Source organism: Arcobacter sp. F2176, assembly GCF_004116465.1.
Classification (GTDB): Bacteria; Campylobacterota; Campylobacteria; order Campylobacterales; family Arcobacteraceae; genus Arcobacter; species Arcobacter siniprincipis.
Window position 1 is genome coordinate 13,520 of record NZ_PDJV01000023.1, and the last position, 26,314, is coordinate 39,833.

General features: G+C 24.9%; 27 protein-coding genes and 1 pseudogene. 14 read left to right on the plus strand and 14 right to left on the minus strand.

The genetic code is table 11. From position 1 onward, the window contains the following. Positions 1-4 precede the first annotated feature (4 nt). Complete coding sequence (locus tag CRU95_RS14480) at positions 5-655, plus strand: hypothetical protein (protein ID WP_129101834.1); 651 nt, start codon at positions 5-7, stop codon at positions 653-655. A gap of 354 nt (positions 656-1,009) precedes the next feature. Next, entirely contained in the window at positions 1,010-1,252 is a 243-nt protein-coding gene (locus tag CRU95_RS14485) for a hypothetical protein (protein ID WP_129101835.1), read from the plus strand. Between the two features lie 213 nt (positions 1,253-1,465). On the opposite strand, the gene CRU95_RS14490 is transcribed toward CRU95_RS14485, so the two are convergent. The 6 genes from CRU95_RS14490 to CRU95_RS14515 all read right to left on the minus strand — a co-directional run bounded on the left by CRU95_RS14490 (position 1,466) and on the right by CRU95_RS14515 (position 9,090). After that, positions 1,466-2,992 (minus strand): site-specific integrase, encoded by a 1,527-nt coding sequence (locus tag CRU95_RS14490; protein WP_129101836.1) that lies wholly within the window; start codon positions 2,990-2,992, stop codon positions 1,466-1,468. Beyond that, complete coding sequence (locus tag CRU95_RS14495; RefSeq protein ID WP_129101837.1) at positions 2,982-3,455, minus strand: hypothetical protein; 474 nt, start codon at positions 3,453-3,455, stop codon at positions 2,982-2,984. Before CRU95_RS14495 ends, CRU95_RS14490 begins: the two co-directional genes overlap by 11 nt. Before the next feature lie 10 nt (positions 3,456-3,465). Next, positions 3,466-5,358, minus strand: coding sequence for a site-specific integrase (locus tag CRU95_RS14500; RefSeq protein ID WP_129101838.1), 1,893 nt, complete (start codon positions 5,356-5,358; stop codon positions 3,466-3,468). Then, positions 5,358-7,493: a hypothetical protein gene (locus CRU95_RS14505; RefSeq protein WP_129101839.1), complete on the minus strand. Its 2,136-nt coding sequence runs from the start codon at positions 7,491-7,493 to the stop codon at positions 5,358-5,360. Before CRU95_RS14505 ends, CRU95_RS14500 begins: the two co-directional genes overlap by 1 nt. A 69-nt stretch (positions 7,494-7,562) precedes the next feature. Continuing rightward, on the minus strand, positions 7,563-8,447 hold the full coding sequence (locus CRU95_RS14510; RefSeq protein WP_129101840.1) for a type II secretion system protein GspD: 885 nt from the start codon (positions 8,445-8,447) through the stop codon (positions 7,563-7,565). Positions 8,448-8,508: 61 nt separating this feature from the next. Further along, the gene (locus CRU95_RS14515) at positions 8,509-9,090 is read right to left on the minus strand and encodes a YigZ family protein (RefSeq protein ID WP_129101841.1); all 582 of its coding nucleotides are present in this window, start codon (positions 9,088-9,090) and stop codon (positions 8,509-8,511) included. A 14-nt stretch (positions 9,091-9,104) separates the two neighbouring features. Here CRU95_RS14515 and CRU95_RS14520 point away from each other — a divergent pair, with 14 nt between their 5' ends. Both CRU95_RS14520 and CRU95_RS14525 read left to right on the plus strand, forming a co-directional pair. Beyond that, the gene (locus tag CRU95_RS14520) at positions 9,105-9,827 is read left to right on the plus strand and encodes a TlyA family RNA methyltransferase (RefSeq protein ID WP_129101842.1); all 723 of its coding nucleotides are present in this window, start codon (positions 9,105-9,107) and stop codon (positions 9,825-9,827) included. Continuing rightward, complete coding sequence (locus tag CRU95_RS14525; RefSeq protein WP_129101843.1) at positions 9,824-10,645, plus strand: bifunctional riboflavin kinase/FAD synthetase; 822 nt, start codon at positions 9,824-9,826, stop codon at positions 10,643-10,645. The genes CRU95_RS14520 and CRU95_RS14525 overlap by 4 nt, the downstream gene beginning before the upstream one ends. Positions 10,646-10,696: 51 nt before the next feature. Here the strand turns inward: CRU95_RS14525 and CRU95_RS14530 are convergent, their stop codons facing one another. Further along, positions 10,697-11,152, minus strand: coding sequence for a hypothetical protein (locus CRU95_RS14530; RefSeq protein WP_129101844.1), 456 nt, complete (start codon positions 11,150-11,152; stop codon positions 10,697-10,699). A 182-nt stretch (positions 11,153-11,334) separates the two neighbouring features. Here CRU95_RS14530 and cmoA point away from each other — a divergent pair, with 182 nt between their 5' ends. The 10 genes from cmoA to CRU95_RS14580 all read left to right on the plus strand — a co-directional run bounded on the left by cmoA (position 11,335) and on the right by CRU95_RS14580 (position 19,917). Beyond that, positions 11,335-12,045 carry a carboxy-S-adenosyl-L-methionine synthase CmoA gene (cmoA, locus tag CRU95_RS14535; protein WP_129101845.1) on the plus strand — a complete coding sequence of 237 codons (711 nt, stop codon included), beginning with the start codon at positions 11,335-11,337 and terminating at the stop codon, positions 12,043-12,045. Positions 12,046-12,056: 11 nt separating this feature from the next. Then, positions 12,057-12,563 carry a thioredoxin-dependent thiol peroxidase gene (gene bcp, locus CRU95_RS14540; protein ID WP_129101846.1) on the plus strand — a complete coding sequence of 169 codons (507 nt, stop codon included), beginning with the start codon at positions 12,057-12,059 and terminating at the stop codon, positions 12,561-12,563. Positions 12,564-12,571: 8 nt separating this feature from the next. Next, the gene (locus tag CRU95_RS14545; protein ID WP_129101847.1) at positions 12,572-13,648 is read left to right on the plus strand and encodes a plasminogen-binding N-terminal domain-containing protein; all 1,077 of its coding nucleotides are present in this window, start codon (positions 12,572-12,574) and stop codon (positions 13,646-13,648) included. After that, positions 13,635-15,023, plus strand: coding sequence for an FAD-binding oxidoreductase (locus CRU95_RS14550; protein ID WP_129101848.1), 1,389 nt, complete (start codon positions 13,635-13,637; stop codon positions 15,021-15,023). Before CRU95_RS14545 ends, CRU95_RS14550 begins: the two co-directional genes overlap by 14 nt. 9 nt (positions 15,024-15,032) lie before the next feature. Next, the gene (locus CRU95_RS14555; RefSeq protein ID WP_129101849.1) at positions 15,033-15,824 is read left to right on the plus strand and encodes a YihY/virulence factor BrkB family protein; all 792 of its coding nucleotides are present in this window, start codon (positions 15,033-15,035) and stop codon (positions 15,822-15,824) included. A 90-nt stretch (positions 15,825-15,914) separates the two neighbouring features. Then, on the plus strand, positions 15,915-16,310 hold the full coding sequence (locus CRU95_RS14560) for a hypothetical protein (RefSeq protein ID WP_129101850.1): 396 nt from the start codon (positions 15,915-15,917) through the stop codon (positions 16,308-16,310). A gap of 130 nt (positions 16,311-16,440) precedes the next feature. Continuing rightward, entirely contained in the window at positions 16,441-17,388 is a 948-nt protein-coding gene (locus tag CRU95_RS14565; protein WP_129101851.1) for a dialkylrecorsinol condensing enzyme, read from the plus strand. After that, positions 17,389-18,534 carry a beta-ketoacyl-ACP synthase III gene (locus tag CRU95_RS14570; protein ID WP_129101852.1) on the plus strand — a complete coding sequence of 382 codons (1,146 nt, stop codon included), beginning with the start codon at positions 17,389-17,391 and terminating at the stop codon, positions 18,532-18,534. After that, a complete protein-coding gene (locus CRU95_RS14575; RefSeq protein ID WP_129101853.1) occupies positions 18,534-18,941 on the plus strand; it encodes a hypothetical protein in 408 nt (135 codons plus the stop codon). Before CRU95_RS14570 ends, CRU95_RS14575 begins: the two co-directional genes overlap by 1 nt. Next, the gene (locus CRU95_RS14580; protein ID WP_129101854.1) at positions 18,925-19,917 is read left to right on the plus strand and encodes a BtrH N-terminal domain-containing protein; all 993 of its coding nucleotides are present in this window, start codon (positions 18,925-18,927) and stop codon (positions 19,915-19,917) included. Before CRU95_RS14575 ends, CRU95_RS14580 begins: the two co-directional genes overlap by 17 nt. Here CRU95_RS14580 and CRU95_RS14585 read toward each other — a convergent pair. The 7 genes and pseudogenes from CRU95_RS14585 to CRU95_RS16670 all read right to left on the minus strand — a co-directional run. Then, positions 19,914-20,765 (minus strand): hypothetical protein, encoded by an 852-nt coding sequence (locus CRU95_RS14585; RefSeq protein WP_164969807.1) that lies wholly within the window; start codon positions 20,763-20,765, stop codon positions 19,914-19,916. The genes CRU95_RS14580 and CRU95_RS14585 overlap by 4 nt on opposite strands. Further along, the gene (locus tag CRU95_RS14590; protein ID WP_129101856.1) at positions 20,755-21,903 is read right to left on the minus strand and encodes a beta-ketoacyl synthase N-terminal-like domain-containing protein; all 1,149 of its coding nucleotides are present in this window, start codon (positions 21,901-21,903) and stop codon (positions 20,755-20,757) included. The genes CRU95_RS14585 and CRU95_RS14590 overlap by 11 nt, the downstream gene beginning before the upstream one ends. Then, positions 21,903-22,154 (minus strand): phosphopantetheine-binding protein, encoded by a 252-nt coding sequence (locus CRU95_RS14595; RefSeq protein ID WP_129101857.1) that lies wholly within the window; start codon positions 22,152-22,154, stop codon positions 21,903-21,905. The genes CRU95_RS14590 and CRU95_RS14595 overlap by 1 nt, the downstream gene beginning before the upstream one ends. Next, positions 22,151-23,314: an ABC transporter permease gene (locus tag CRU95_RS14600; RefSeq protein ID WP_129101858.1), complete on the minus strand. Its 1,164-nt coding sequence runs from the start codon at positions 23,312-23,314 to the stop codon at positions 22,151-22,153. Before CRU95_RS14600 ends, CRU95_RS14595 begins: the two co-directional genes overlap by 4 nt. Next, positions 23,314-24,174 (minus strand): ABC transporter ATP-binding protein, encoded by an 861-nt coding sequence (locus CRU95_RS14605; protein ID WP_129101859.1) that lies wholly within the window; start codon positions 24,172-24,174, stop codon positions 23,314-23,316. Before CRU95_RS14605 ends, CRU95_RS14600 begins: the two co-directional genes overlap by 1 nt. Before the next feature lie 48 nt (positions 24,175-24,222). Then, positions 24,223-25,440, minus strand: a complete 1,218-nt coding sequence (locus CRU95_RS14610; RefSeq protein WP_129101860.1) for an AMP-binding protein — start codon at positions 25,438-25,440, stop codon at positions 24,223-24,225. Next, positions 25,430-26,314: pseudogene (locus CRU95_RS16670) on the minus strand (hypothetical protein); the annotation flags it as partial. The gene CRU95_RS14610 and the pseudogene CRU95_RS16670, both read right to left, overlap by 11 nt.

A 26,314-nucleotide genomic window follows, 5' to 3' on the forward strand; every position in this document is an offset into this window, starting at 1 on the left:
TACTTTGAAAAGTTTCAAAATCAAGTATACATTATTCTTTATACTCATATTTAATATCTTAAATGCAAATGAAGAAATTAAATACATAAATTTAACAGTTTTAGGTGCAGTTATTGCTCCAACTAAAATAGATAAAACTACCTGGGATAAAGGTGGTATAAAAATTGATAATGCTTCTTCAAATTTAATTAGTGAAATGCTAACTACTGGAATACCTGTTTCAAGTATTATGAATACAATTGGAAATAATGCTGCAAAAGGTACTGCTGCTCCTGATGTAATTGGATATATTCAATTAATAGGTTCAAGTTTAAAAAATATATCAAATATAGCTTGGACACCTATTGTATTAGCTACTAAAAGTTATGCTTTATCAAAAGATTCTTATACCCCAAGTTTTAATGCAGGGTATAAAAACTGGCCTTTATTTAAAGAAAATAGATTTAGAATAGTTCTATGGGATGCTGATTTATTTGATGATGACCCAATTGCTACGGTTGAGTTGACATACAATGATGTAATGAATGCAATTAAAGTGGGGAAAACTACTTGGATTAATGTAGCAGAGCAAGGAAACAATCAACTTTTATTTATACAAATATCTGCCTCAGAGTCAAGTTCAAAGAAATCTTTTATTGATGGGTATAAATATTAATAATAATTCATCTAAAGAAGATACTTATTCTCGTATCATGAAAAACGAATTAAACATCTATAAGAAACCTGACTCATTAATTAAGCTAAAGAAAAAAGAAATAGTCTTATATTTTTTATTGTTATTCCATTATTAGCTTTTATTGTTTTTCAGCATTTTAATGAGAAAGCAGGGAAAGAAGAAATTGTTAAGAATAAAGTTAATATACAGAATATGACTTTTAATTTACTTTTTAACAAGGGTTTATTAGTCCAAAACAATACAAGTTTTAAAATAACTTTTTCCTCCTCAGAATATAGATACATTGCTAATTATTTTGAAAAATTAAAAACTAATTACAATATCAAAACTAATATGAATTTTAACGCACTTGAAGAAACAAAAAATAATAGATTCAAATATGAAATAGATGGAAACTTTTGGTATTTAGATATTTCTGAAAATAAAGAAATATTCCTTAAAAATATTTATTCTTTAAAAAAAGTAAAAGAAGGATATGAAATAAATAAAAGTATAGGTTATCTTATTTTACTAATAGAAGAAAGAAAATTCTCTAATTCCGCAGATATATATTATTCACTTTTTGGTAAAAAATAGATATTTATGATGAAGATATAAAAGTAAAAATACAAAATAAAAAGAATTCAAAAGAATAAACTATTTAAAATAAAATTATATAGTTATAAACTTCTCTTTACATATTAATGTTTTAATGTAAAGAAAATCAATTGTCAAATTATATACTTAACAAAAACCTTTATATAGGGCTTTTGACTACCCGTTATATAACGGGTAATTTTAATATTTGTATCATTTACTTTCCAAAAAACCTCTGGAAATTGCATAGGATAATGGATTAAATAACTTTTCTTGATAATAAAATCCAAATTCATCTTCTGCAAAATTTCTCATTTTATTAATAAAACTTGTCGTAACTTCAAAGTTATTATCTATTTTTTGGCTAAAACCCCTATCATCAATTATTAATCCTGTTTTTAAACCATATGATAAGAAATCAAAATTTTTTGGTATTTCTTCTTTAAGTTTCTTCTTTACAATTTCTTCTAGAATATATTGTGCTGAAGAAGATTTTTTAAAACTTTCTAGTGATATAGGCGAAAAATTAGAACCATAATGCCCACCAAAATTTGTTAATAATATTGCTACCCTTATATATATTAATACAGTTTCTTCCGATGCATGTCCTAAAAATTTTGCAAGAATCTTTAATAATTGAATATTTGGAGTTATCCCGACATCAACAATATTAATTCCTTGTGATTCATAAAAATCTAAAACAATCCACGTTGCAAAAGTATGTCTCATCCAATGTGGCGTAATACTTTTCTCTTTTCGTCCTATTATATTAGAAGCCTTTTTAAAAGCATACATAACATTTCCATAATTAATTTTTTTACCTTTAGTTGTAAACCAAAATATTTTATTTATTTCACTAGATCCTAAATTATTTTTTACATACACAGTTCTTCTACGTATATATTCTCTAGAAATATATTTAATATGAAGTTTCTTTAAAAATCTAATTGGAAACGTTGCAATTTTTATATCTCCTCCTTTTGCAATATACTTTATGTCAACTCGTTGATAATCTTCTTTCCCACCATTAATATAACCAAAAAGTCCATCAAAATCTTTTTTAACTATTTCTAAAGCTGCTGAAATTCTCAAACCACTTTCCACCATTAATTCTGCTATTAATGCATATACTATATCAATTTTTTCAAGTTCATTATAAAATGAATTATATTCTTTCTTACTTATTGCGTTATAACTATAAACTGTAGGTGAATTTCTAACTTTAATTGCCCATGAGTCAACATAATTTCTCTCATTTTGATTATTTGAAATATGAGAAAGAAGCTTGTTTTTATAATAAAACTTTGGAACTTTTTTGATTGTCATATTTATTTTTATTCTATATCCAATTTTTTTCATATAATTAAAAAAACTAAACCAAGTGTCTAGTTTTCTGTTCATTGTATTATTCTTTATTGGTTTATAATTAAACTTACTTTCTGATACTTTTTCATATCCATCCCAACAAAGCATTCCATATTTTATTTGTTCAATATGATACTCTTCCGCACAAGCCCATGTTATACCCATATCATCTAAGTGTCGGTATAATTCCATGATTTCAATTGCTTTACCTCGGTGTGTTGTCCTTCCTTGAATACTATTATTACGTCCACCATACTTAGATTCAAAAACTAAAAACTTTAATGATGGTATGTCAATTTGATTATTTACAAATAAAACACTGATATTTCTATTTTTAATATTTGGATTTGAAATTTCTTTTACTCTAAATTTCATAGTTATTTCTTTTTATTCTATCTTCTAAATTTTCTATTTGTTCTTCCAAACTACTTATTTTTTCATCTTTTTTAACTAATTCGTTATTTAAATTTATTTCTAAATTAGCAAAATAAATTAATTTAGATAATACTGATTCTAATTCTGCTTCCAATATCTTTATCTTATCATATAGTTTTTGATCTGTGAAATTTTTATGTTTTTTGAAATCTATTTTAAAGTCATCAATTTCTTTTTTTATTTCTTTAAACTCTGATGTCTTTGGATTTTTCAAAGTTTGTACACTTATATCATTACTAAAGTTTATGTCAGTAGTTTTTACTAATTCATTTGCTAATATCGTTGCAGTTTTTCGAGATAATACATTTTTTTTTAAACTATATGAATTTTCTTTTAATTTTACAATAGCTTCTTTAAGAAATTTTATCTTATTTTCTTTTTCTATACTTGTTAATCTTGCCATTAATAATCCTTTAGTTATCTTTAGGTATGATTTTTTTTAAATTAAAACCATTTGCTTCAATAAATAATTTATTTGATTTTAATCTATCATACAATTCAGCTTCCAATGAAATATAATTAATTTTATCAATTTGTTCTTCTGTAAATACTGCATTAGGACAATCTAATGCTCTACATCTTGAAGGATATACCTTCTCTCCAAAAAAGTTTTCTAAATCTAAATCTCGTTGACAGGCCATTCTGTCCTTATTAGAAAAGTCATGAAAACAAAAACTAATGGGAGTTTGTAGTATTACTAATTTCCCAGAATCTATCGATTTTTTAAATTCAAAATTTAAATAATCAGATAGCTCATCAATGTAACTTCCTTTAAACATATAATTTTTATATATATTATTTCCATTTTTATTATATAACTTTTTGTTATTTTGGACTTCTTTAATTATTAACTCTGAAATTTCATTAGATTGAATCAATTCTAAGTCATCAATTGCTTTTTTTATATTTTTATTAAATTGAGATAAATACATCAATGACATATTTTTGGATTTATGAGATAGAATCATTCTTGAAAGTTCAAGTCCATCACTTTCACTAGCATATGCAACTATAAAAGCCATAGAATGTCGAAACATATGTGGAGAAATATTTCTTATGTTTAATTTTTTACAAAAATAATTTATTCCTGAATATATAACATTTGTTCTCGGTTCATTTGAAATTTCACCGACTATTAAAAAGTCATTATTTGGAAATAAAATTTCCTGAAGTTCACTTAAACCATTTATTGCATATTTTGTTATAGCAGGAATTGGTATATCAAAAGTATCTCCATTCTCATAATGCGAAGTTTTAAAAACTATTTTTTTCATCATTAAAAATTCAGATTCTTCAAATATAGGAAATCTTTCTAATATTGAAAATTCTCCTACTCTCATCGCAGTAGTAAATAAAACAATAATATAACAAGAAGCTTTATACATTCTAATTTCATGCATTAATAATTGTTGCAAATTTTTATTATCATAAAAAGAATTTATATTTGAGAATATTCTATTTTTTAATATATCTTTATCAATTTTTTTACATTCATTTTTAATATTATTTAATGATGGATTGCTAAATTCATGATTATCTAAAATAATATTCTCTATTATAAAAATGTTTCTTGAATTATATTTTTGTCCACTATGAAATTTTAATTTTTTTACTTTTTTAGTTAATTCTGATACATATAGTATGTCATCTTTGTAATATTCAACATATTCTATAGCTTTAGATAATACTTGTTTTAAAATTGGTAAATCTAAAGCTTTAAAGAAATAATCTATTTGATATGGCTCAGACATTTTCTTTTTATTAATAAGCTCCAATATTTTGATAAACTGTGGATTTTCTTCAACAAATGAAAAATCATATCTCATAAAATATGGTAACAATTTATTTAATTTATTCCAAAACCTTAATTTTGACAATTTTGAAAATGCTGTTCCTGCAGTTATTTCTTCTCTTTCAACTTTTTTGTGATATTCATTAATTATATTTTCTAAATCAACTTTTCTAATTTCTTTTAAAGAATTAATTTCACCACAATTTTTTTCAATTTCTTTTAAAATAACTCTTAAATTGTAAAAGAAATTACTTTTTCCACTATTATTTAATATTCCATCTGGTAACCCTTGAAATTTTAGATAAATAAATAGCTTTAATAATGTCCTAAAAAATGATGTCTCCATCTTAAATTTATGCTCAATTTTAATTTGGCCATTTTTTAAATATGTAAATGAATTATCTTTAAACTTAGAATCAAGGCATAAATTGAATTTTTGTTCTTTTAAAAGGTTTTCTACTTCATTTATATTTATACAATATATTAATTTATCAATTACATTATTATATTTCATTATGCACCCTCTTGTTTTAACTTTACTTTTTTATAAAACCTACATCTAACAACATCATAATACTTACTAGATTCTTTTTTTGCAAAGATTTGTTCTTCATTAGTAAATCCATTAAAAACACTATATGCTATAGTCAATGAATTAGCAAATTCTTTCTCAAAATCTGATTTCTTAATAAAATCTATTTCTTTTTCTTCCATATAATCAATCCAAGCTTTAATAACTGGCCCATGAATTTTGGGAATTATATGAGCCTGAGAACAGTTTAAACAGTTAAACCAATCGATACATCTTTCATCTTCTTTTAAATTGATATACTCTGAATAATCAGGCTCTTGAGGATTTTTACAATCACTAATTAACCCATTAAATAATTTATCTAAAGGACTTGAAGATATTGTTCCTTTAAAAATTCCAATAATCTCATCTTTAATTTTTGCCACTTTAAAATTTCTAGATTCTTTCCATTCTGTTAAATTCTCATAGTGGTTAATTGTCATACTTTTATCTTTATGATTCATTAGATGTTGCCGTACATATTCGTTTAAACCTTGTAGATAATTTTTATAGTTATAATAGGGACGTATTTCAGAGAAATTAATTTTATTTATTCGATTACCTTCATTATCAAAAATTTCATATTTTGTAAAAAAATCATTAAGGCTTTTAGTAGGACTTTTCCAATTAGATTTATCAAACTGTATTATTGGATTAAAATTTGATTGTATTAATGTGTTGGAACGGGTATAATACTGAAAAAATTTACTTGAATTTGAATTATTATAGAGTTCTTTCATATGTTCTAAATAACTTTTTATAAATTTTATTTGAGAATGTTCTTTTCTGATTAAAGTATCATAATAAGAATTTGATCTAATTTTGCTTGCACGAATTATGTATGCTGATGGTGTTTCAATTCCGATAGTATATGTATTATCTATTTTTTTTACTTCCCAATTTTTTAATACTTCAGGATTAATTCCTTCTCTTATCAATATAAACAAGAATAGCACATATATTTCTTCTCTAGAAACATAAAATAATTTATTTAAATTAGGTGGTAATTTTTTTCTTTTTAGAATTTTCATGTATAATTCTCTAAAACTATTCAATTTATGTCCAATTAAATTAAATTTATTATTTAATTTATTATCATATGGAAAATTTGGAAATAATGTTATATGCCAAAAATAATACATTTTTTCATTTTTAAATGAGATATCAACTCCCTTTTTCGACAATTTTAAAAGTCTTTTATGTTCTTTTTCATGTTTAATATCTTTATAATAATATTTGCTACCCTTTTTTAACTTCCAAATCTTTAAATCTATTTTATACAAACATTTAGAAATTTTATTAACTTGAAATTTTATTGAATTTAATTGATTACTCTTATAATAAGTATGTGCCAAATTTTCTAAAGAAAATAAAATAAAATTTTTATATTCTTTTTTCCATTCAACGACTTTTTTAAATATTTCTAAGTTTTCATTTAATTCTTTTTCACAAAAATAGTCTAATTGAAAAATGATACTAGAAGGAATTCCTTTTCTAGGTAAACTATGTTGTGAATTGTTTTTGAAACTTGACATAAGGTATGTATCACTAAACTTAGAAATATTATTGAAAAATCTATTCAAATTTCTAATATTACTTTTAAAAAGATTCTTAGTATTATAAAATTGATCATAAATTTTATTTTGTAATAAATAATCAATTTTATTAAAATCTTCGAATTTTATATTAATACTTTTTAATATTTTCAAAAATAATTGAAAACCTTTGATATCCATTGATGTAGAACTTTTTGATGTAAGAGTAGGATTAGATTTTTCTATATAAAAAAAGAGCATTTTTTTATACTTACTAAATTCAGTAGTAAAAAAATCACTCTCTTTAGCTATTGAAGAAAAACTTCTATATATTATTTTCCTATTTAATCTTTCTTCTTGATATTCTTTAAATTCTTTATATGAAATATACACTCTACCATCATGAGACATTACATAAGAGCCTTTATGTTTGTCTCTTAATAAATCATCTTTTAAATCATAAAATTTTTCATTTAAATTTTCTCCACTTTGAAAAACCTTTAAATTAGATTCTAAATGATTTAACTTTTTTAATTTTTTCATATAATAAACCTTTTCAATTATATTTTTATATATTATAGAAAAAAAATTAATTATACAAATTTATATTTTTTAAGAAAAAGTATTTGTTGTCTGTCCTGTTTTGAAAGATTTTGTTTCACCAACATAAATAGATGATTCTTTATTATTTATACATAAAATTGAGGGCTCTGATATTACATCTATTGCTTGGTTTTGTTTTAGGAAATTTATTGTGGCCCCTAAATTTAATCCCTTTGATAAAGAATTTAAGTCAAAACCAAAAGTTGAAAATTCACTAAAATTAATTGCAATATTTTTTAAACTATTAAAAGAACTAGAAAAAGTACTAAGATTTGTAGAACTATATTTATTAAATCCATTTAACCCATATTCTAGTCCCACTTCTTTTGTCTTAGTTTCACTTATTTCAACAATTTTTGCTTTTATATAAATTTGAGGATATGAAATATCAATTTTTTTGATAAATCTTTTTATATTTTCTGTATCACTTTTACTTCCTACTACTATAATAGAATTTGTATCATTTTCTACTGTCATAATTGGATTTATATTTGATTTCTTATTTGAATAAATGGTATTTAAAACTTTTAATATATTTTGAGCTTCAAGATTTTGAATAGGTATTATTTCTACTTTTTTTTCTTGTTGATTCAATGGTCTATTTTTATTTTCAATTTTGAAAATAGTTCCTTCATCTTTTAAAACATAACCTTTTTTCAATAAAGTAAATTTTAAAAGTTCTAAAAGCTTTTGCTTTTTTATTGATTTATTTGATACAAAATCAACTTTTCCTTCAATCTTATCTAAATAAAAAATATTTTTATTCAATTGCTTAGAAGTGATTTTTATAAACTCTTCAATGGATAAATTTTTAAAATTTATATTTATATACTCGTTATTGTTTGCCTTTAACCCCATTGTAAAAATCAATAAAATAAAAATTATAATCTTCAATTGTTACCTTTAATAATTATAAATATTATTATATATTAATTATTTAAAAGTTACATTAAAATTATAAATTTATAGCTAATTTAGTATTTAGAGGTAAATCTTTTTCAAAGATTTCAAAATCTTCTTTTGTAGATTCTAAATATAGTTTGATATTCAAATCAAACTCTTTATTTATAATATTTATATTTTGATTACTAATTAAATACTCTAACTTCGATAAATCAGAATATTCACAAGTTAGTATTCTCTGTTCTAGTTTTTCATAAGTTTGTAGTTGTGAAATATTAATCACACTATTAACAGCATCACTATAGGCTCTTACTAGTCCACCTGTTCCAAGTTTCACTCCACCAAAATATCTTACAACTATCACAAAAGTGTTTATTAGTTCATTTCCTGCCATTACATTTAAGCAAGGTTTCCCACTTGTACCTTTTGGTTCTCCATCATCACTACTATTTTCAATAATTTGATCAAATTCATTTAAATACCTATAAGCATAAACAAAATGTCTAGCTTTTGGATGCTCTTCTTTTAATCTTTTCATTACATCATTAAACTTTTCATACGGAGCTAAAAAAGCAAAAAACTTTGATTTTTTCTCTTCAAAAACTGAACTAAACTCTTTTTGAACATATTTCAACTATAATTCCACCCATGAGATTAGATTTATTTTTAACAAAAGCTTTCAACATACAAAGTAGAAATAAGGCGCATGAACTTATAAAAGCAAATAAAATAAAAATAGATGGTGCCATTATAACAAAACCATCTTTTAATGTAGAAGATACACATAAAGTTGAAATACTAGAAGATACTTTTTATGTCTCAAGGGCTGCATATAAATTAAAATACTTTTTGGATGAAATTGATTTAGACCTAAATGATTTAACAGCTTTAGATATAGGTTCTAGCACTGGTGGTTTTACCCAAATACTTCTTGAAAATGGTGTTAAAAGTGTAACTTGCGTTGATGTAGGTTCAAATCAACTCCATGAAAAAATAAAACATGATGACAAAATTGAGTTTTATGAAAACTGTGATATTAGAGATTTTAAAAGTGATAAAATTTTTGATATCGTTACTTGTGATGTTTCTTTTATAAGTTTACACAATATTATAGATGATATAAATAGATTATCAACAAAAAATATAATAGTACTGTTTAAACCCCAATTTGAAGTGGGTACAAATGTCAAAAGAGATAAAAAAGGTATGGTAAAAGATAAAGATGCCATAGACCTAGCTCGTAGAAAGTTTTTAGGAGTAACTGTTCTTTTAAATTGGAAGCTAATTAAGAACTCTAAAAGTAAATTAGAAGGGAAAGATGGCAATATTGAAGAGCTGTTTTACTTTCAAAAAGCACAGGTAGAAAAATGAAAAAAGACAAAAAGAGTATAACATCTATTGCAATTGGAGGATTTGATGGGATGCATATAGCCCATCAATCTTTATTTAACAACTTAACTTCAAATGGTGCAATTATTGCAATTGAGACAGGTCATGCAAATATGACACCAAAAGAACAAAGACAAAAATATACAACTTTTCCAATATTTTATTATGAATTAAATGATATAAAAGACTTAAGTGGAAAAGAGTTTATAGACCTACTAAAAGATGAATTCCCAAAGTTAAAGAAAATAGTTGTTGGCTTTGATTTTTGTTTTGGTAAAAACAGAGCTAACTCTACAGAAGAGTTAAAATCACTCTTTAATGGAGAAGTTGTTGTTGTAAATGAAATAAGTGTAAATGATATAGCAATACACTCAAGAATAATCAGAGAATATATAAAAAATGGTGACTTAGAAACAGCAAATACACTTCTTGGAAGAAAGTATGAAGTAAAAGGAACTCAAATAAGAGGTCAAGGCTTAGGGAAGTCAGATTTTGTACCAACTATAAACTTAAATATTCAAGACTACCTTCTTCCAAAAGAAGGGGTTTATATCACTAAAACAATAGTTGATGATATAAGCTATCCATCTATTTCTTTTATTGGTCACAGAATTACTACAGATGGTAACTTTGCAGTTGAAACTCATATTTTAAATAAAGATATTACAGTACATAATAGTGATATTTCAATCAAGTTTTTCAAAAAACTAAGAGATAATGAAAAATTTGAATCTTTTGAAAAATTAAAAGAACAAATAATAAATGACATAAATGATTGTAAAAACTATTTTAAAATTTAAAAGTATATGCATGTGAACTTATTAAATTAACAAGTTTACATGCTAGACTTTTTAGAATTTTTTACCACTATTTAATAAATATGAAGTTCCTTGACCATATGGGTTTGGGGCAGTAACTATAGTAGTACCAGAATAATAACCACCAATAAGACACTCTACACCCGGTTTTACATATGAAGTAGTAACAGTTCCACTTCCATATGTAACTGCATCAAAATATCCAAACTCAAAATTTACCATAATACTTTGATGGGGTTTTAAATGTAAAGAAATTTTTCCATTAGAATCAGTAATGTATTCCTCTGAAATTTGTTTACCAGTCAGCAAAGAACCATCCGATTTCCAAAACTGAACAGATACATCTACATCATCTGTATTACAAGCATTTGTTAAAGAAATAGATGTTCTCCATAATGAGGAAATAATCCATTGATGAATATTCTCAGTTGCACCAAAAGATGCTGTCGTAAAAAATACTGACAAAATTAAAATTAACAACTTTTTCATGTTTTCTCCTAAATATATATATAATAATTGTTAATGAATTATATAATAACTATCTTAATATTAACTAATTAAACAATATGGCATTAAAGAACATAAAAAGAATAATTTTAGAGCTTTTTGATATATTAAAAACTTTACTCAAAGTAAATGATTATTAATAATCATTTTGATAGAATATCTACATGATAGATAAAGTATTTAATAAATCAATTAAAAAACAATTTGAATTTGACGAAGAGGTTGCATCTGTATTTGATGACATGCTTAATCGCTCAGTTCCATACTATAAAGAGATGCAAAGATTGACTATAAACTTTGCCCTAAATTTTTTAGAAGATGATTATAAAGTTTTTGATTTAGGTTGTTCAACAGCATCAACCCTAATAGAGCTTAGTAAACATTGCAATAAAAAGTTAAATTTAATTGGTATTGATAACTCACAAGCTATGTTAAATAGAGCTTCAAATAAAGCTAAAGCTTTTGGAGTTGATATTGATTTTATTTGTGGAGATATTCATGATGTAGATTTATCAAATGCTAACTTAATTATATCTAACTACACATTACAATTTATACGACCTTTACAAAGGGAAAAACTTATAAAAAAGATATATGACTCTTTAGAAAAAAAAGGAGTTTTTATTTTTAGTGAAAAAGTAATTTCATCAAATAATGTTTTAAACAAACAATGTATTGATGAGTATTATGAATTCAAAAAAACACAAGGTTATTCAGAATTTGAAATTTCTCAAAAAAGAGAAGCTTTAGAAAATGTTTTGATACCATATACAGAAGATGAAAATAAAAAAATGATAAAAGATGCTGGATTTACCCATTGTGAAACACTTTTTAAATGGGTTAATTTTGCAACATTTATAGCAATAAAAGAATAAGGAATTATAATATGTTAGAAGTAAATTCAATAGCACCAGATTTTTGTGCACCAAATCAAGATGATGTAGAGATTTGTTTAAGAGATATAAAAGGAAGCTGGATAGTTTTATATTTTTATCCAAGAGATAATACGCCAGGTTGTACAACTGAGGCTTGTGACTTTACAGCTTCTATGCCAGAATTTGACAACTTAGATGCTACTATTTTAGGAGTAAGTCCAGATACTCCCGCAAAACATAGAAATTTTATAGAAAAACAAAATTTAAACATAACACTACTTGCAGATGTTGAGAAAAAAATGTGTGAAGATTATGGTGTATGGCAACTTAAAAAATTTATGGGTAGAGAGTCTATGGGTGTAGTTAGAACTACATTTATTATAAATCCAAAAGGTGAAATTGCTGCAATTTGGGAAAAAGTAAGTGTAAGAAAAAAGAAAAAAGTGAATGGCGAAACAATTGAAATTCTTCATGTAGATGAAGTAAAAGAAAAATTACAAGAGTTACAAACTAAATAAGGAAAAAAATGATAAATAATAAATTATTACTACTTGGAGCAACACTTTTAGTTGCAAATAGTTTAAATGCAGAAACTACAACTTGTTATAAAAAATCTTGGGAAACTCCATCAACTATTGAAACTACTAAATTAGATGGTGGTGAGTGTAAGGGTGAAAAATCACTAAAAGAGATGAAAAGAGCTGGTTGGTATATAAAAGATATTGAAATTAAAACTGCAGAAAAAGGTTTAGATTATACTTATATATTAAGTGATATAAATCCTGTAGTTATTGACAAAGAATTAACTTCTAAAAATGATATTACAACTGCTTTAGATATGCAAACTCAAAGTAGCAAACTTTATGATGTGACAAGTGACCATGCAAAAATAAATATTGGAAACTTGAAAATTGGACAAAGTGGTGTTATTCAACATACATACAAAGATGGTAATTCTCTTATTATATCAAGTGCTTATGTTGAAAGTTCAAATGCAAACTATTCAACTGTAAAATTTATTCCTTTTTTAGATTTAAAACAAAATGCAATTCCAACATCAAATAGAACTGTAACAAATAATGATACATTTATCTTAAATTTTATGTATGATCAAAGTTTATTAATTACACCAAATATTGATGCATTTAGAGCAACAAGAGGAAAATTTACTAAAAATAACTTTGTGCACTCAGATATCTTTGGAGCATATTTAAAAAGTGAATATAGACCTCTTCCAACTCAAAAGATGATTCAAGAATTTGCACTTTCTCAAAATATGGGAACTATATTTATAGTAATAAAATCAAATTTATATATCTTAGATAGTAGAACTTTTACACTTTTAAATAAACAAACTATTCCAAATGTTTCAAGTAAAACACAAATGCCATTTTATACAAGAGTTGAAAAAATTGAATCAAATATTTTCACATCTGATATATGGAGTTGGCTAGACTTCTCTGCTATTACAAAGTTTTTAAATGATGATAGAACAGAAGAAGAAGTTTTATATGGTGATTTAGCAACTAAGAAAAGTAAAGATCAAATAGATTATAATTCATATTATACAAATGTCTTAGGACTAAATAATGATAAAAAATAATCACTTAGAATACTTTATTTCAATTGTAGGCAAAGAAAATGTCAAAAGTGACAAAGCACATTTAATAGCGTATTGTTATGATGCTACTAAAGAGAGATTTGAGCCAGAGGCTGTTGTTTTTCCAAGACATGAGCAAGATGTATCAGATGTATTAAAATATTGTAATGAAAATAAAATAGTAATAGTTCCAAGAGGTGCAGGCTCTGGTTTTACAGGTGGAGCACTTCCTTCTGAAGGTGGTATTATTTTAAGCCTTGAGCGACATATGAATAAACTACTAGAAATAGATATGGAAAACATGTTAGGAGTTGTACAACCAGGTCTTATAAACATGGAATTTCAAAAAGCAGTTGAAGAAGTAGGTTTATTTTATCCGCCAGATCCAGCAAGTGAGCACTACTCTACTTTGGGTGGAAATGTAAGTGAAAATGCTGGTGGAATGAGAGCAGCAAAATATGGTATTACAAAAGATTATGTAGTTGCTTTAAGAGCTGTTTTACCAAATGGTGAGATTATAAGAGCTGGTAAAAAAACTATTAAAGATGTGGCAGGATATAACACTGCTGGTATTTTAATAGCAAGTGAAGGAACACTAGCAATTATTACAGAAATCACGCTTAAACTTATTCCAAAACCAAAATTCAAACAAACATACATGGGTGTTTTCCCTGATGTAAATAAAGCTATGAATGCTGTATTTAAATCATTAGCATCTGGAGCAAATCCAGTTGCAATGGAGTTTTTAGATGCTTTAGTAATAAAAGCGTTAAGACAAAAATTTCCACAAGTAAGTCTACCTGAAAATGCAGGTGGGATTTTAGTAGGTGATGTTGATGGAAGTAGCCAAGCTGAAGTAGAAGAACAATTAAAAACTTTAGAAAACTCTTTTGCCCAATATGGTTCAACTGAATTTATTATCGCAAAAGATGATGAAGAAGCAGCTAAATTATGGTTTGCAAGAAGAAATGCAAGTCCAGCAACTGCAATATATGGAACTAAAAAACTTAATGAAGATATTTCAGTTCCAAGAAGTAAACTACCAGTTGCCTTAGATGAAATATATAAAATCGGTGATAAATATGGTTTCAATGTTCCTTGTTTTGGACATGCAGGAGATGGAAATATCCATGTTAATGTAATGGTTAAAGATAAAACAAATGAAAAAGAGATGCACGATGGACATAAAGCCATTGAAGAGATTTTTCAACTAGTAGTTGATATGGGAGGAACTTTAAGTGGAGAACATGGAATTGGTCTATCAAAAGCTCCTTTTATGAATATAGCATTTTCCCAAGCAGAACTTGAACTATTTAAAAGTATCAAAAAAGCATTTGACCCAAATAATATTTTAAATCCACATAAAATGGGTTTATAAAGTGAAATAATGAAAGAAAATAGTAAAAAGCTATTTGCAAAATTAATAGAAGTTTTAGATTCATTTTTTAATGATGATACAACATATTATGCCGCAAGTCTTAGTTTTTTTACTATTTTTTCAATCCTTCCAATTTTTGCATTAATCATTGCAATAATTTCAAACCTAGAACAATTTAACGATTATGTTGATTTATTTATAAATTACATATTAAATTTAATCAACCCTTCTCATTCTCAAAACTTTGCCCAAGAGTTTAAAAACTTTATAGCCAACTCAGATAAACTTGGGAATATAGGTATTATTTATATGTTATTTGTATTTACAATGTTTTTTAAAGATTATGAATATATTGTAAATAAAATTCATAAAACAAAAAGAAAATCAATTTATGCTTCTTTTTTCTTTTATCTTTTATTTATTACTCTACTTCCAGCAGTTTTTGCAGGATATATAATTTTAACAACATTTTACAATAATACAATTTTTGACTTTTTATTAACCCTAATGTTAGGATGGAGTTTGTTCTTTGTATTATTTAAATTAACAGTTAATACATACATTAGTGTAAAAGCAGCACTTATATCTTCATTTTTTACTTTGGTAGTCATATCAATAACAAAAAACCTATTTATCTATTACATCTTATACAATCAAACATATACAACCCTATATGGCTCAATGGCAACACTTCTTTTTACTTTTCTTTGGATTTATACCTCATGGATAATTTTTCTATATGGTGTAAAACTTTGTCATAATTTAAATATAAAAGAATTAAATAAATTAGCAAGTAAATAAAATTATTTTTTATTAATAACTAATTTATTAATTATATTATAATAGCTACAATGATATAATCATAAGATTTAAAAAAACGCAGGAGATAAAATGAAGAATATTTTAAAAGTATCAAGTATACTATTTTTGGCATTATTTTTTTTAGCAGGTTGTAGAACAGCTTCTATTTATAATGTTAATAATGATCCAATAGAAGTAAAAGCATCTATGGATAAAGTTTATAATGCAATTAAATTTGCAGGTGCATCAAAAGGTTGGATTATTACAAAAGTTAAACCTGGATTAGCAATGGGAAAACTTAATGTTAGAAAACATCAAGCAGTTGTTGAGATTCCTTATACAGAAAAAAGTTTCTCAATCAATTATAAAAGTAGTTTAAATTTGAAATACAATTCTCAAACAAATCAAATTCACCAAAACTACAATGGATGGATTCAAAACTTAGAAAATGCAATCAATCTTCAATTATCAATGTTACAAAAATAATTTCTTTAATGTAATATAGTTTTAAAGACTATATTACATTAATAATTACGAAATAACAACTTCTCTTATTCATTTTTAATAAAAAAAATGATATTTTATCATAATAAAAATAATCTTTCAGGCATCTACTTTGAATCAAAAAAAAGTTTTAGTAATTTCTTATTCTCAAACTGGACAATTAAGTAATTTAGTCAATAATTTCACAAAACCTTTATTTGAAAATAAAAATATTGAAGTTATTTATAAAAATATTGAACCAAAAAAAACTTTTCCTTTTCCTTGGTCTCTTATGACTTTTATGGATAGCTTTCCTGAGTCTGTTTATCTTGATCCTTGTGAAATAAATGAGTTTGAAGATGATTCCAATGATTATGATTTGATTATACTTTCTTATCAAGTTTGGTTTTTATCACCTTCTATTCCTATCTCATCATTTTTAAAATCTTCTTGGGCAAAAAAGAAATTTAAAAATAAACCTGTAATTACTCTGATTGGCTGTAGAAATATGTGGATAATGGCGCAAGAAAAGATGAAAAAGATCTTAATAAACCTTGATGCAAAATTAATAGATAATGTGGTACTTATTGACAAAGGTAACTCTTTAGAGACATTTATCACAACACCTAGATGGATGCTAACTGGTAAAAAAAATTCAATTTTTGGATTAAGTAGTGCAGGAATTGATGAAAATGAAATAAAAAAATCTCAAAGATTTGGGAAAGCACTAGTTGATGCTTTAATGAATGATAAAGAAAAAGAAAATAAAAGTTTACTTTATGGATTAAAAGCAGTTGTTGTAGATACAAAACTTATCAAAAGTGAAAAGATAGGAACCAAAAGCTTCACTATTTGGGGTAAACTAATAAAAAAAATTGGTAAACCAGGTGACATAAAAAGAAAACCAATTGTAATGTTGTACTTAATATTTTTATTATTGATGATAATAACAGTAGTTCCTATAAATATGATAATACAATCGATTTTAAGAAAAATAAACAAAGATGCAGTTATAAAAGAAAAAGAACTATATGAATTACCTTCGGGAAGTAGTGATGAAAGAATAAAGGAATATCAATAAATGTCAAATGTTTATATAAATAACATTCAAAAATTTATGCCAAATGAACCTGTAGATAATAAAGATATAGAAGAATATTTGGGCTATATTGGTGGTAAAAAATCAAAAGCAAAAAATATAGTTTTAAGAAGTAATGGAATAAAAAAAAGATTTTATGTTTTAGAAAAAGGAACTCAAAAGCCTTTATTTACAAATGCTCAACTTTGTTCAAATGCAATCAATAAATTAATTGATGAAGATTTTACTTTAAATGACATTCAATGTTTAGCTTGTGGAACTACTTCACCTGATCAATTAATGCCTGGACATACTTTGATGGTGCAAGGAGAATTGGGAATAAGTGGAATTGAAACAATATCAGCTTCTGGAATTTGTTTAAGTGGAATAAATGCATTGAAATATATCTATTATGGAATAAAAGCAGGAGATCTTACAAAAGCAGTTTCTTGTGGTTCAGAAGCATCTTCTCCAATCTTATGCGCTAGAAACTTCACAGAAGAATCAAACCATCAATTAGAAGAGTTAGAAAGAAATGCAGGAATAGCATTTGAAAAAGATTTTCTAAGATGGATGCTTTCTGATGGTGCAGGAGCTATGAGAGTAGAAAACAAAGCAAATAAAAATAAACTTTCTTTAAAAATTGAGTTTATTGATGTCTTGTCATATGCTGGAGAAATGCCTGTTTGTATGTATAGTGGACTAGAAATACTTGAAAATAATTCTATTAAATCATGGCGTGCTTATGAGCAAGAAGAAGTTATGAAAAAGTCATTATTAAGTGTACGACAAGATGTAAAACTTCTAAATGAAAATATCGTTGAATACACAGTAATAAAACCTTTAATTAAAATAATTGAAAAACGGAAAATCAATCCAGAACAATATGATTATTTTTTACCACACTATTCTTCAACATACTTTAGAGATAAATTATATGAAGGATTAAAGAAAGCAAACTTTGAAATTCCATATGACAAATGGTTTACAAATCTAGTAACACATGGAAATACAGGGAGTGCTTCTATGTATATCATGTTAGAAGAATTATTTAATAGTGATAGATTAAAAAAAGGTCAGAAAATCCTTTGTTATATTCCCGAAAGTGGAAGATTTTCTACTGCATTTATGTCTTTAGAAGTTGTTTAATGAAAAAAATTGATGTTCCACAAGAAAATAATTCTACACTAGATGGACAAAAAAAAGTTATGTATGGAACAGATGACAATGGAGAATTTCAAAGAATAAATTATGCAAGTAGTGTAGAAGAATATGCAACTATTACAGCAGTAGAAGAGTATAAAGAATTAGAAAAAGAGTGTTTAGAAGATATTCAAAATAATATTGCATCTCCAATTAAATATTACATGTATAAAAATAGAATGGATTTACCAACCCTAACAAGTGCAGTAGATATGTTTTCTTTTAGAGTTAAAAGACATCTTAAAATGAAAATATTTAAAAAATTAAAAGATGATACAATTAAAAAATATGCAGATGCTTTTAATATTGAGATTGAAGAGTTAAAGGATTTTAAATATGACAGAAAACTTTAAACATTCTCAATTTGCACATTGTGAAAGTGGAGTTGTTTCTACTTTATTAACACATTATGGATTAAAAATTAGCGAACCAATGGCTTTTGGAATAACAAGTACTCTATCATTTGCTTTTTTTCCTTTTATCAAAATAAATAATCTTCCATTGATTGCGTATAGGGATTTACCTAAGAATATTGTAAAAAAAATTGAAAAAGTTCTAGGCGTTACAATTTTCAAAAAACAATATAAAAATCTTTTAGAAGCGAATTTAGAACTTACTAAAATAGTAGAAGATGAAAAAAAACTTGTAGGCTTGCAAACTTCTGTTTTTTATCTTCCTTATATGCCTGAGAACATGAGATTTCATTTTAATGCACACAATCTATTAGTGTATGGTAAGATTGGCAAAAAATATAAAATCTCTGATCCAGTTTTTGAAGATGTAGTTGAATGTAATGAAAAAGATTTAACAATTGCTAGATTTGCAAAAGGAGCATTTGCCCCTAAAGGATTTATTTATTATCCTACAAATATTCCTAAAAATATTGATTTTACAACAATATTAAAAAAAGCCATTAAAAAAAATGCAAAATCTATGTTAACTCCATTCCCTTTTGCAGGAATCAAAGGAATGAGAAAATTAGCAAAATCAATAGAAAAACTTCAAAAAAATACGGATCAAAGATATATTAAGAATTATCTAACTCATATAGTGAGAATGCAAGAAGAAATAGGAACTGGTGGAGGTGGATTTAGATTCTTATATGCTGCATTTTTACAAGAATCAAAAAAATATAATTTGGACAATGAAAAACTTCAAAAAGCTAGTGAATTAATTACTCAATCAGGAGATACACTTAGATTTTTTGCTTTAAAATGTGTAGAATCTGCAAAAAAAACAGAAAAATTTAATAGTAAAGAAATTTCAGTTATTCTAATAAAAGCTTCAACTTTAGAAGAAGAAGCTTTTAAAATATTGAAAACGATTTAAATAGATTTAAAAAAGAAAAGATAAGCTCTTTTCTTAGAATCTAAACTTATATAAATAGATGATTCCTCTTTCTCTTCTAACAGATCAATAATATCAGCAACACTGTAAGTCCCACTAAAATTATCTTTATTTTTATATATTAAATCTTCAGCTATTTCTAACTCACTCATATATTTTTTTGCAAATTGATTCAATCCTACAATTTTATAATCAATAATTTTTAAATATTTATTTAGTTCTTCCAGATTTACAAAAAAATCAAAATGCTTTATTTTGGCTAAAGAATCTGTCTTATCATTATTGATATAAAGCCAAGATGAGTTATCTTTTGAATCTAAATTATACAAGTTATTTATAATTGAATTATGATTTAAAACATTAGAGAGGGATTCATCTACTCCTCCAATCAATATTTCATCTACTTTCTTAAAATAAAAATCAAAATATGCTAATTCAAATGCTTTTTCAAAAGATAAATCTTCAGATGTTATATTTATATTATTTCCAATTGTTTTTAATGCTTGAGAGATAAGAAATCCAGTATTATTTGTATTTACATTTAAAAAGTCAAAAGGCATAACCATAGAATCATCACTATTTATTTGATTTAACACTTTTATCAAATCTTCAATACAGCCATATTCACTTGCAAGGTAAATAGATAAGTTATCTTTATATTTTACATTATTTAGTGTCTTTATTGCTCCATAAACAGACATAACATTAAATTTTGAATTACGTCTTAGATTCAAAGTAGAAATCTCTTTTAAATCTTTTCTATACTCTTTTGCAGATTTATTTTCATTTACCTGTTTATAAATACTTTTTATATACATTTTAGCTCTCATTACTTAAAACTATAGAAGTATTACTTCCACCAAATCCTATAAAATGAAAAAGTACAGTTGCTTTATATACTTGCTTACTTTTTAATAAAGGAGTAAAATCTATATTATTATACTTCTCATAGAAATTAATTGTTTTTGGTAAAAAAGCATTTTTAATACTTTCACATAATAAAACAATTTCATTAGTTCCACAAGCACCTAAAGTATGTCCAATATAAGGTTTCAAAATCACAACATCGGTTTTTTTCTTATACTTTTTAAATAGTTTATCAATAGCAATAACTTCAGATAAATTTGAATTTTCACTTCCTGTTGCATGTGCTTTTAAGCAGGTGAGATTTTCTATTGATAAATTGGCTTTTTTTAAAGCTTCTTCCATACAAGAGAGTGTCACTTCTCCATTTGGATTAGAGCTTGTTACAGAATAATTATCAAAGTTACTATTTGATGATACTATTTCAAAATCATTTTCTTCTTTTCTTTCTGATTCCAAGATAACAGCAGAACATGCCTCACCTAAAATCAATCCATCACTATTTATATCAAAGGGTTTATATTCTCCTGACTTGCTTAAAAGCATCAAAGATTCAAAGCCTCTATAAGTCGTATAATTAAAAAATTCAAAACCTATGACTAAAGCTTTTTTTATTTTATTATTTTTTATTAAATCGCTTGCATTACAAATTGCATTTGCGCTTGAAGTACAAGCCGTTTGGATTATTGTTGCTTTATATTTTGAACTAATTAAATTTTCAATAAAATTACCAATTTCTCCATATCCAATATTTCTAATCTCTTCTTTTGATTGCTCATTTTTATACTTTAAGTGTTGTTCTTCTACTATAGATATTGACATTGAAGTTGAACCTAAAAAAATATGTAAATCTTTTGTTTCTTCATTTGACAACTTTGCATCGTCTATTGCTTTTAGTACTACTTCTTCTAATATTGAATAAAACTTCTCTTCATTTGATACGAAGTTTTTCTTTATTTGATAATATTTTAATTCTTGAAAATTATCTTTTAAATATTCAAAATAATTATCATCTGTAATTTCTTGGATTTTTTTAACAGAATCATCTTTATTATTTCCAAGTGCAGAAATAATTGATGAACCTGTTATATAAACTTTATTCATTAATTCTCTTCAATATATTTTGCTAAAGTATTAATTGAAACCATTATTTTTCTAAGTTCTTTACTGTCTGTTGTTTTTATTCCATACTTTTTATTTAAAGCCATAGATATTTGAAGTGCATCCATTGAATCAAGTTCTAATGCAGACTCAGGATCAAATAAGATATCATCATCTTTGATATCTTCTATTTCACACTCCTTTTCACACTCTTCAATAATTAACTTTTTTAATTCATATTTTAAATCACTCATTGATTATTTCCTTTTTTTAATATCATGTATGCTAAAAGTAAAAATGTTATAGCAAATATTACCAAATACAATATATAAATTTTTATGTCACTAAAACTTCCACCCCTAACAAAAATTTCTAATAATCCTTCCAACCCCCAAGACATAGGAGAATAAGATGATATATCTTGCATAAATTGTGGCATCACAAATTTAGGAACCATAATTCCTCCAAGTGCTGCTAAAACTATATTTGTAACTCCTCCAATAGAAGTAGCTTCTTCTGTTGTTTTACTAATATTTGCTATAAATAAAGCAAAACAAATTGCAGCGAAAGAAATAGTACTACTCATACAAAAGATAAGTAAATAATTCCCACTTATGACTAAAGAATCACCACCAAATAAAGGAACAATAAATATCCCTACTAAAATCATAATCACAACTTGAATTTGATTTAGAAGAAAATATGGGATAATTTTACCAATTAGTATTGGAAATAAAGATACATTGATACTTCTGATTCTTGAAATCGTACCAAAATTTTTCTCATTTATAAAAGTATTTGAAATAGGTATCAAAATAAAAAACATAGAAAAAACAAGCCAAGCTGGAACACTTTGTTGTACTGAACTTGGTTTCAATCTTGGTTTATTGCCTTTATAAATATAGGTATTATTTATTTTATCACTTAGTACTGAAAGTGTCCTAGCATCAATTTTTGATTTTACAAAATAATCTTTCATAATACTTTTTGAAATAATTTCTGCTATACTATTTTTTAATATATAAAAATACTCTTTTTTTATACTTGATTTACTAAAAGTCTTTATCTCAAAATCTTTAACATTGCTATTTATTTTTGATTTAAAATTTTTATCAATATTTACAATAAAATCATAATTCTCTTTATATATTAAAGTATCAAAAGATTTATTTTGTACCAAACTTGCAGAAAAATATTTACTTTTATTTAACTCTTTTACAAATTCTTTTATATCACTATTTTCAGAACTTATTACTGCAACTTTTAATTTTGACTCAAAGTTATCTGAATAGGTATTTTTTAAAGCTAATGACATTATTAAAATAAAAAGTGCTGGCATAATAAATAATACCATCAAGGCATGAATATCTCTAAATATCAGTAAAAATTCTTTTTTTAAAATATATTTAAACATCAGTCCCTCAAATCCTCTTTAGTAAGGGATAAAAATAGCTTTTCTAAATTCTTATCTGGGAAATTAATATTTTTAATATTCTTATTTATATTTTTTAACTCACACATCAAATCTAAAAATTTATCATAAGAGTTAGAAATATCAACATCTATCTTTTCATTATCCAACTCAATTTCAATGATAGATTTTTCTTTTATTAAAACATCTTTTTTCTCTTGTAGTATGATTTTATTTTTATCTAGTACTGCTATTTCATCACATAAATATTCAACTTCTTCCATATAATGAGAAGTATAAATAATAGTTGTATCTTGAGTTTTATTTAGATTCTTTATTACTTCTAAGATATATTTTCTTGATTGGGGATCAATTCCAACTGTTGGTTCATCAAAATATATTATTTTAGGAGAATTAAGTAAGCCAATAGCAATATTCAATCTTCTTTTTACTCCACCTGAATATGTCGAAGCTCTTTTATTTACAAACTTTTCTAAAGAAGTAGCTTCAATACAATAAGAAATTTGTTTTTTTAAATTATCACCTTTTAGTCCATATAAAGCTGCAAAAAATTCCAAGTTTTCATAACTTGTTAAATCAGGATAAAAAGCATATGTTTGAGGTATATATGAAGATATTTTTTTTATTTCATTTTTCTGTTTTTCAAAATCTAAACCATAAATTTCTATATAGCCAGAGTCTTTTAAAATAAGATGATTTAAAATAGATACCAAAGTAGTTTTCCCAGCACCATTTGGTCCTAATAAACCAAATACAGAACCTGTTGTAATCTCCAATGAGAGATTTTCTAAAATAGGAACATTGTTATAGGACTTATTCAAATCTTTTATTATAATAGACATTAATTTTCTTTATTTTTATTATGCTGATTATAGCCAATTGCAAATAAATTATTGAATTGCAAGTTTTTTACCAACAGCTGATGTTTTTATTTTATCGACAATTTTTAAATTAATAGAAAATTTGATATTTGATAACTCTTTTTGTAATATCTTTCTTATATCTTTAACTAAAAACTCGTGCTTACTTTCAATAGTAATATCTAAAACCTCATCTTTTAAACTATTTTTTTCATTTGAATTTACAAAGACAACTGCTTTTTCTATTTCTTCAACCTCTTCTAAGATATTTTCAATTTGTATTGTTGAATATCTTTTACCAGCTATTTTCAGAATCTGAGAACTTCGTCCGATTAGTTTAAATCTGTTTTCATAAAATTCTACATAATCGAAGGTTTGTATTTGATGATTTGTTATTTTAAACTCTTCTTCATAAATCAAATTTGATATAAAAGGTGATTGTACTTTTAACTCATTTTTCTCATTTGTAGAGTTAATTACTTTAGGAGTAGTTGTCCAAAGAGAGTCATCATTGTATTTATATGCAATTCCGCCTGTTTCAGTAGAGCCAAATATTTGTAAAATATCTGTAGAAAACTTTTCATTAAAATCCTTTGCATCAGAAGGTAATAATGGCCCAGTAGAACTTACAAATAAAGATTTAGAAAGATCTTTTGACTCTTTTATTCTATTTAATGATTTTATATATAAAGGTGTAGTTACAACTAAAGAATTATCATCTATCATATCAAGAAGATCATGGGGTAAAAAGTGCTCTTTTAGTAATATATCTATGTCATTTACTAAAGGAAAAAACAATCCATACAATGAACCATAAAGATGAAGAAAAGGAACAGTAACAATAACTCTTTTTATATTAAACTCTTTTAATGATGAAGTAATTACTTCTATCTCTTCTAATATATTTTCTTTTGTTTTTAATGCTCCACTTGGGAAACCTGTACTTCCTGAACTAAAATATAAAAACATAAAATCTTTGTCATAAAAAATATTTTCATTATTTCTTGGCTCATTAAACTCTTTTATATTTAACTTATCTAAAGAATCATTCAAAGATTTATTTGTTTCATCAAATAAAATTGATTTTGCACCTGAGAAATATGATTTAATCATATTTAAAACATTTGTTTCTTTTTTAGAAGAAGCTATATAAGATACTTTATTTAAGCACTCTTTATCAAAAAATAGTTCTTTTTTTATTTCATGTTCATTTACTGAACCATTATCATTAAATACTTTAAGAGTCATAAGAAGGCCTTTTTAAAATTATTATTAGAAGTGCAATTGCAAGTATACCAATAGAGGCAATAATACCTATAGAAAAGAGTGCATTTATTTTAGAAAAAATCAATACTCCAAATCCAGCAAAAGTAGAGAATAAAGAGTAGAGAATAGCTATATAAGTACTCTTATCTAATTCTTTTGAACCAAGGTAAATACCAAAATCTATGCTTATAGATAAAATCACAAATAGCATAAAAAAATGCAAAATATTAAATGTCATAAAAAAGGACAATGATAATATTAAGGCAATTGGGAAAATCAAATATGTAAAAGATAGAAGATAATTATCTCTTGTTGATAAAAATAACATAAATAAAATAAACAAAACAGATATTATGCCATAAAGAATCAATTCATCGTATATAGAGCTTAGATTTTGCTCAAACATTGTTTTAATGCTTATATTTTCAATATAATCATACTTAGAAAATTCATCAATTTTATCTTTTGGCAAATTTGCATAAGTCAAAAAATAATCTTTAAATTGAAGAACATCTATTCCTAAATCATTTATTGACTCTTTTGTATAAGTTGGCTTATTATTGCTTAAAATATATGCATCTTTGAAATAGTTAGCTTTAAACCCTAATTCTACAGCTTTTTTATCCAATTGATTTTTTATATTTTTCAAGTTTATGTTTTGTAATAAAATATTTTTATCTAAAAAGCTTTTTTTATCTATTAATATAGAAATTGGGATATAAGAGTTAGGATATTTATTTTTCAATATTCTTGCATCTTCAATGAGTTTTTCTATTGATTTTGCTTTTATTAAAACAGGCATATTTTTTTGAACATTTAAATAGTTATTAAAATACTCTTCTATTTTCTTTAATTG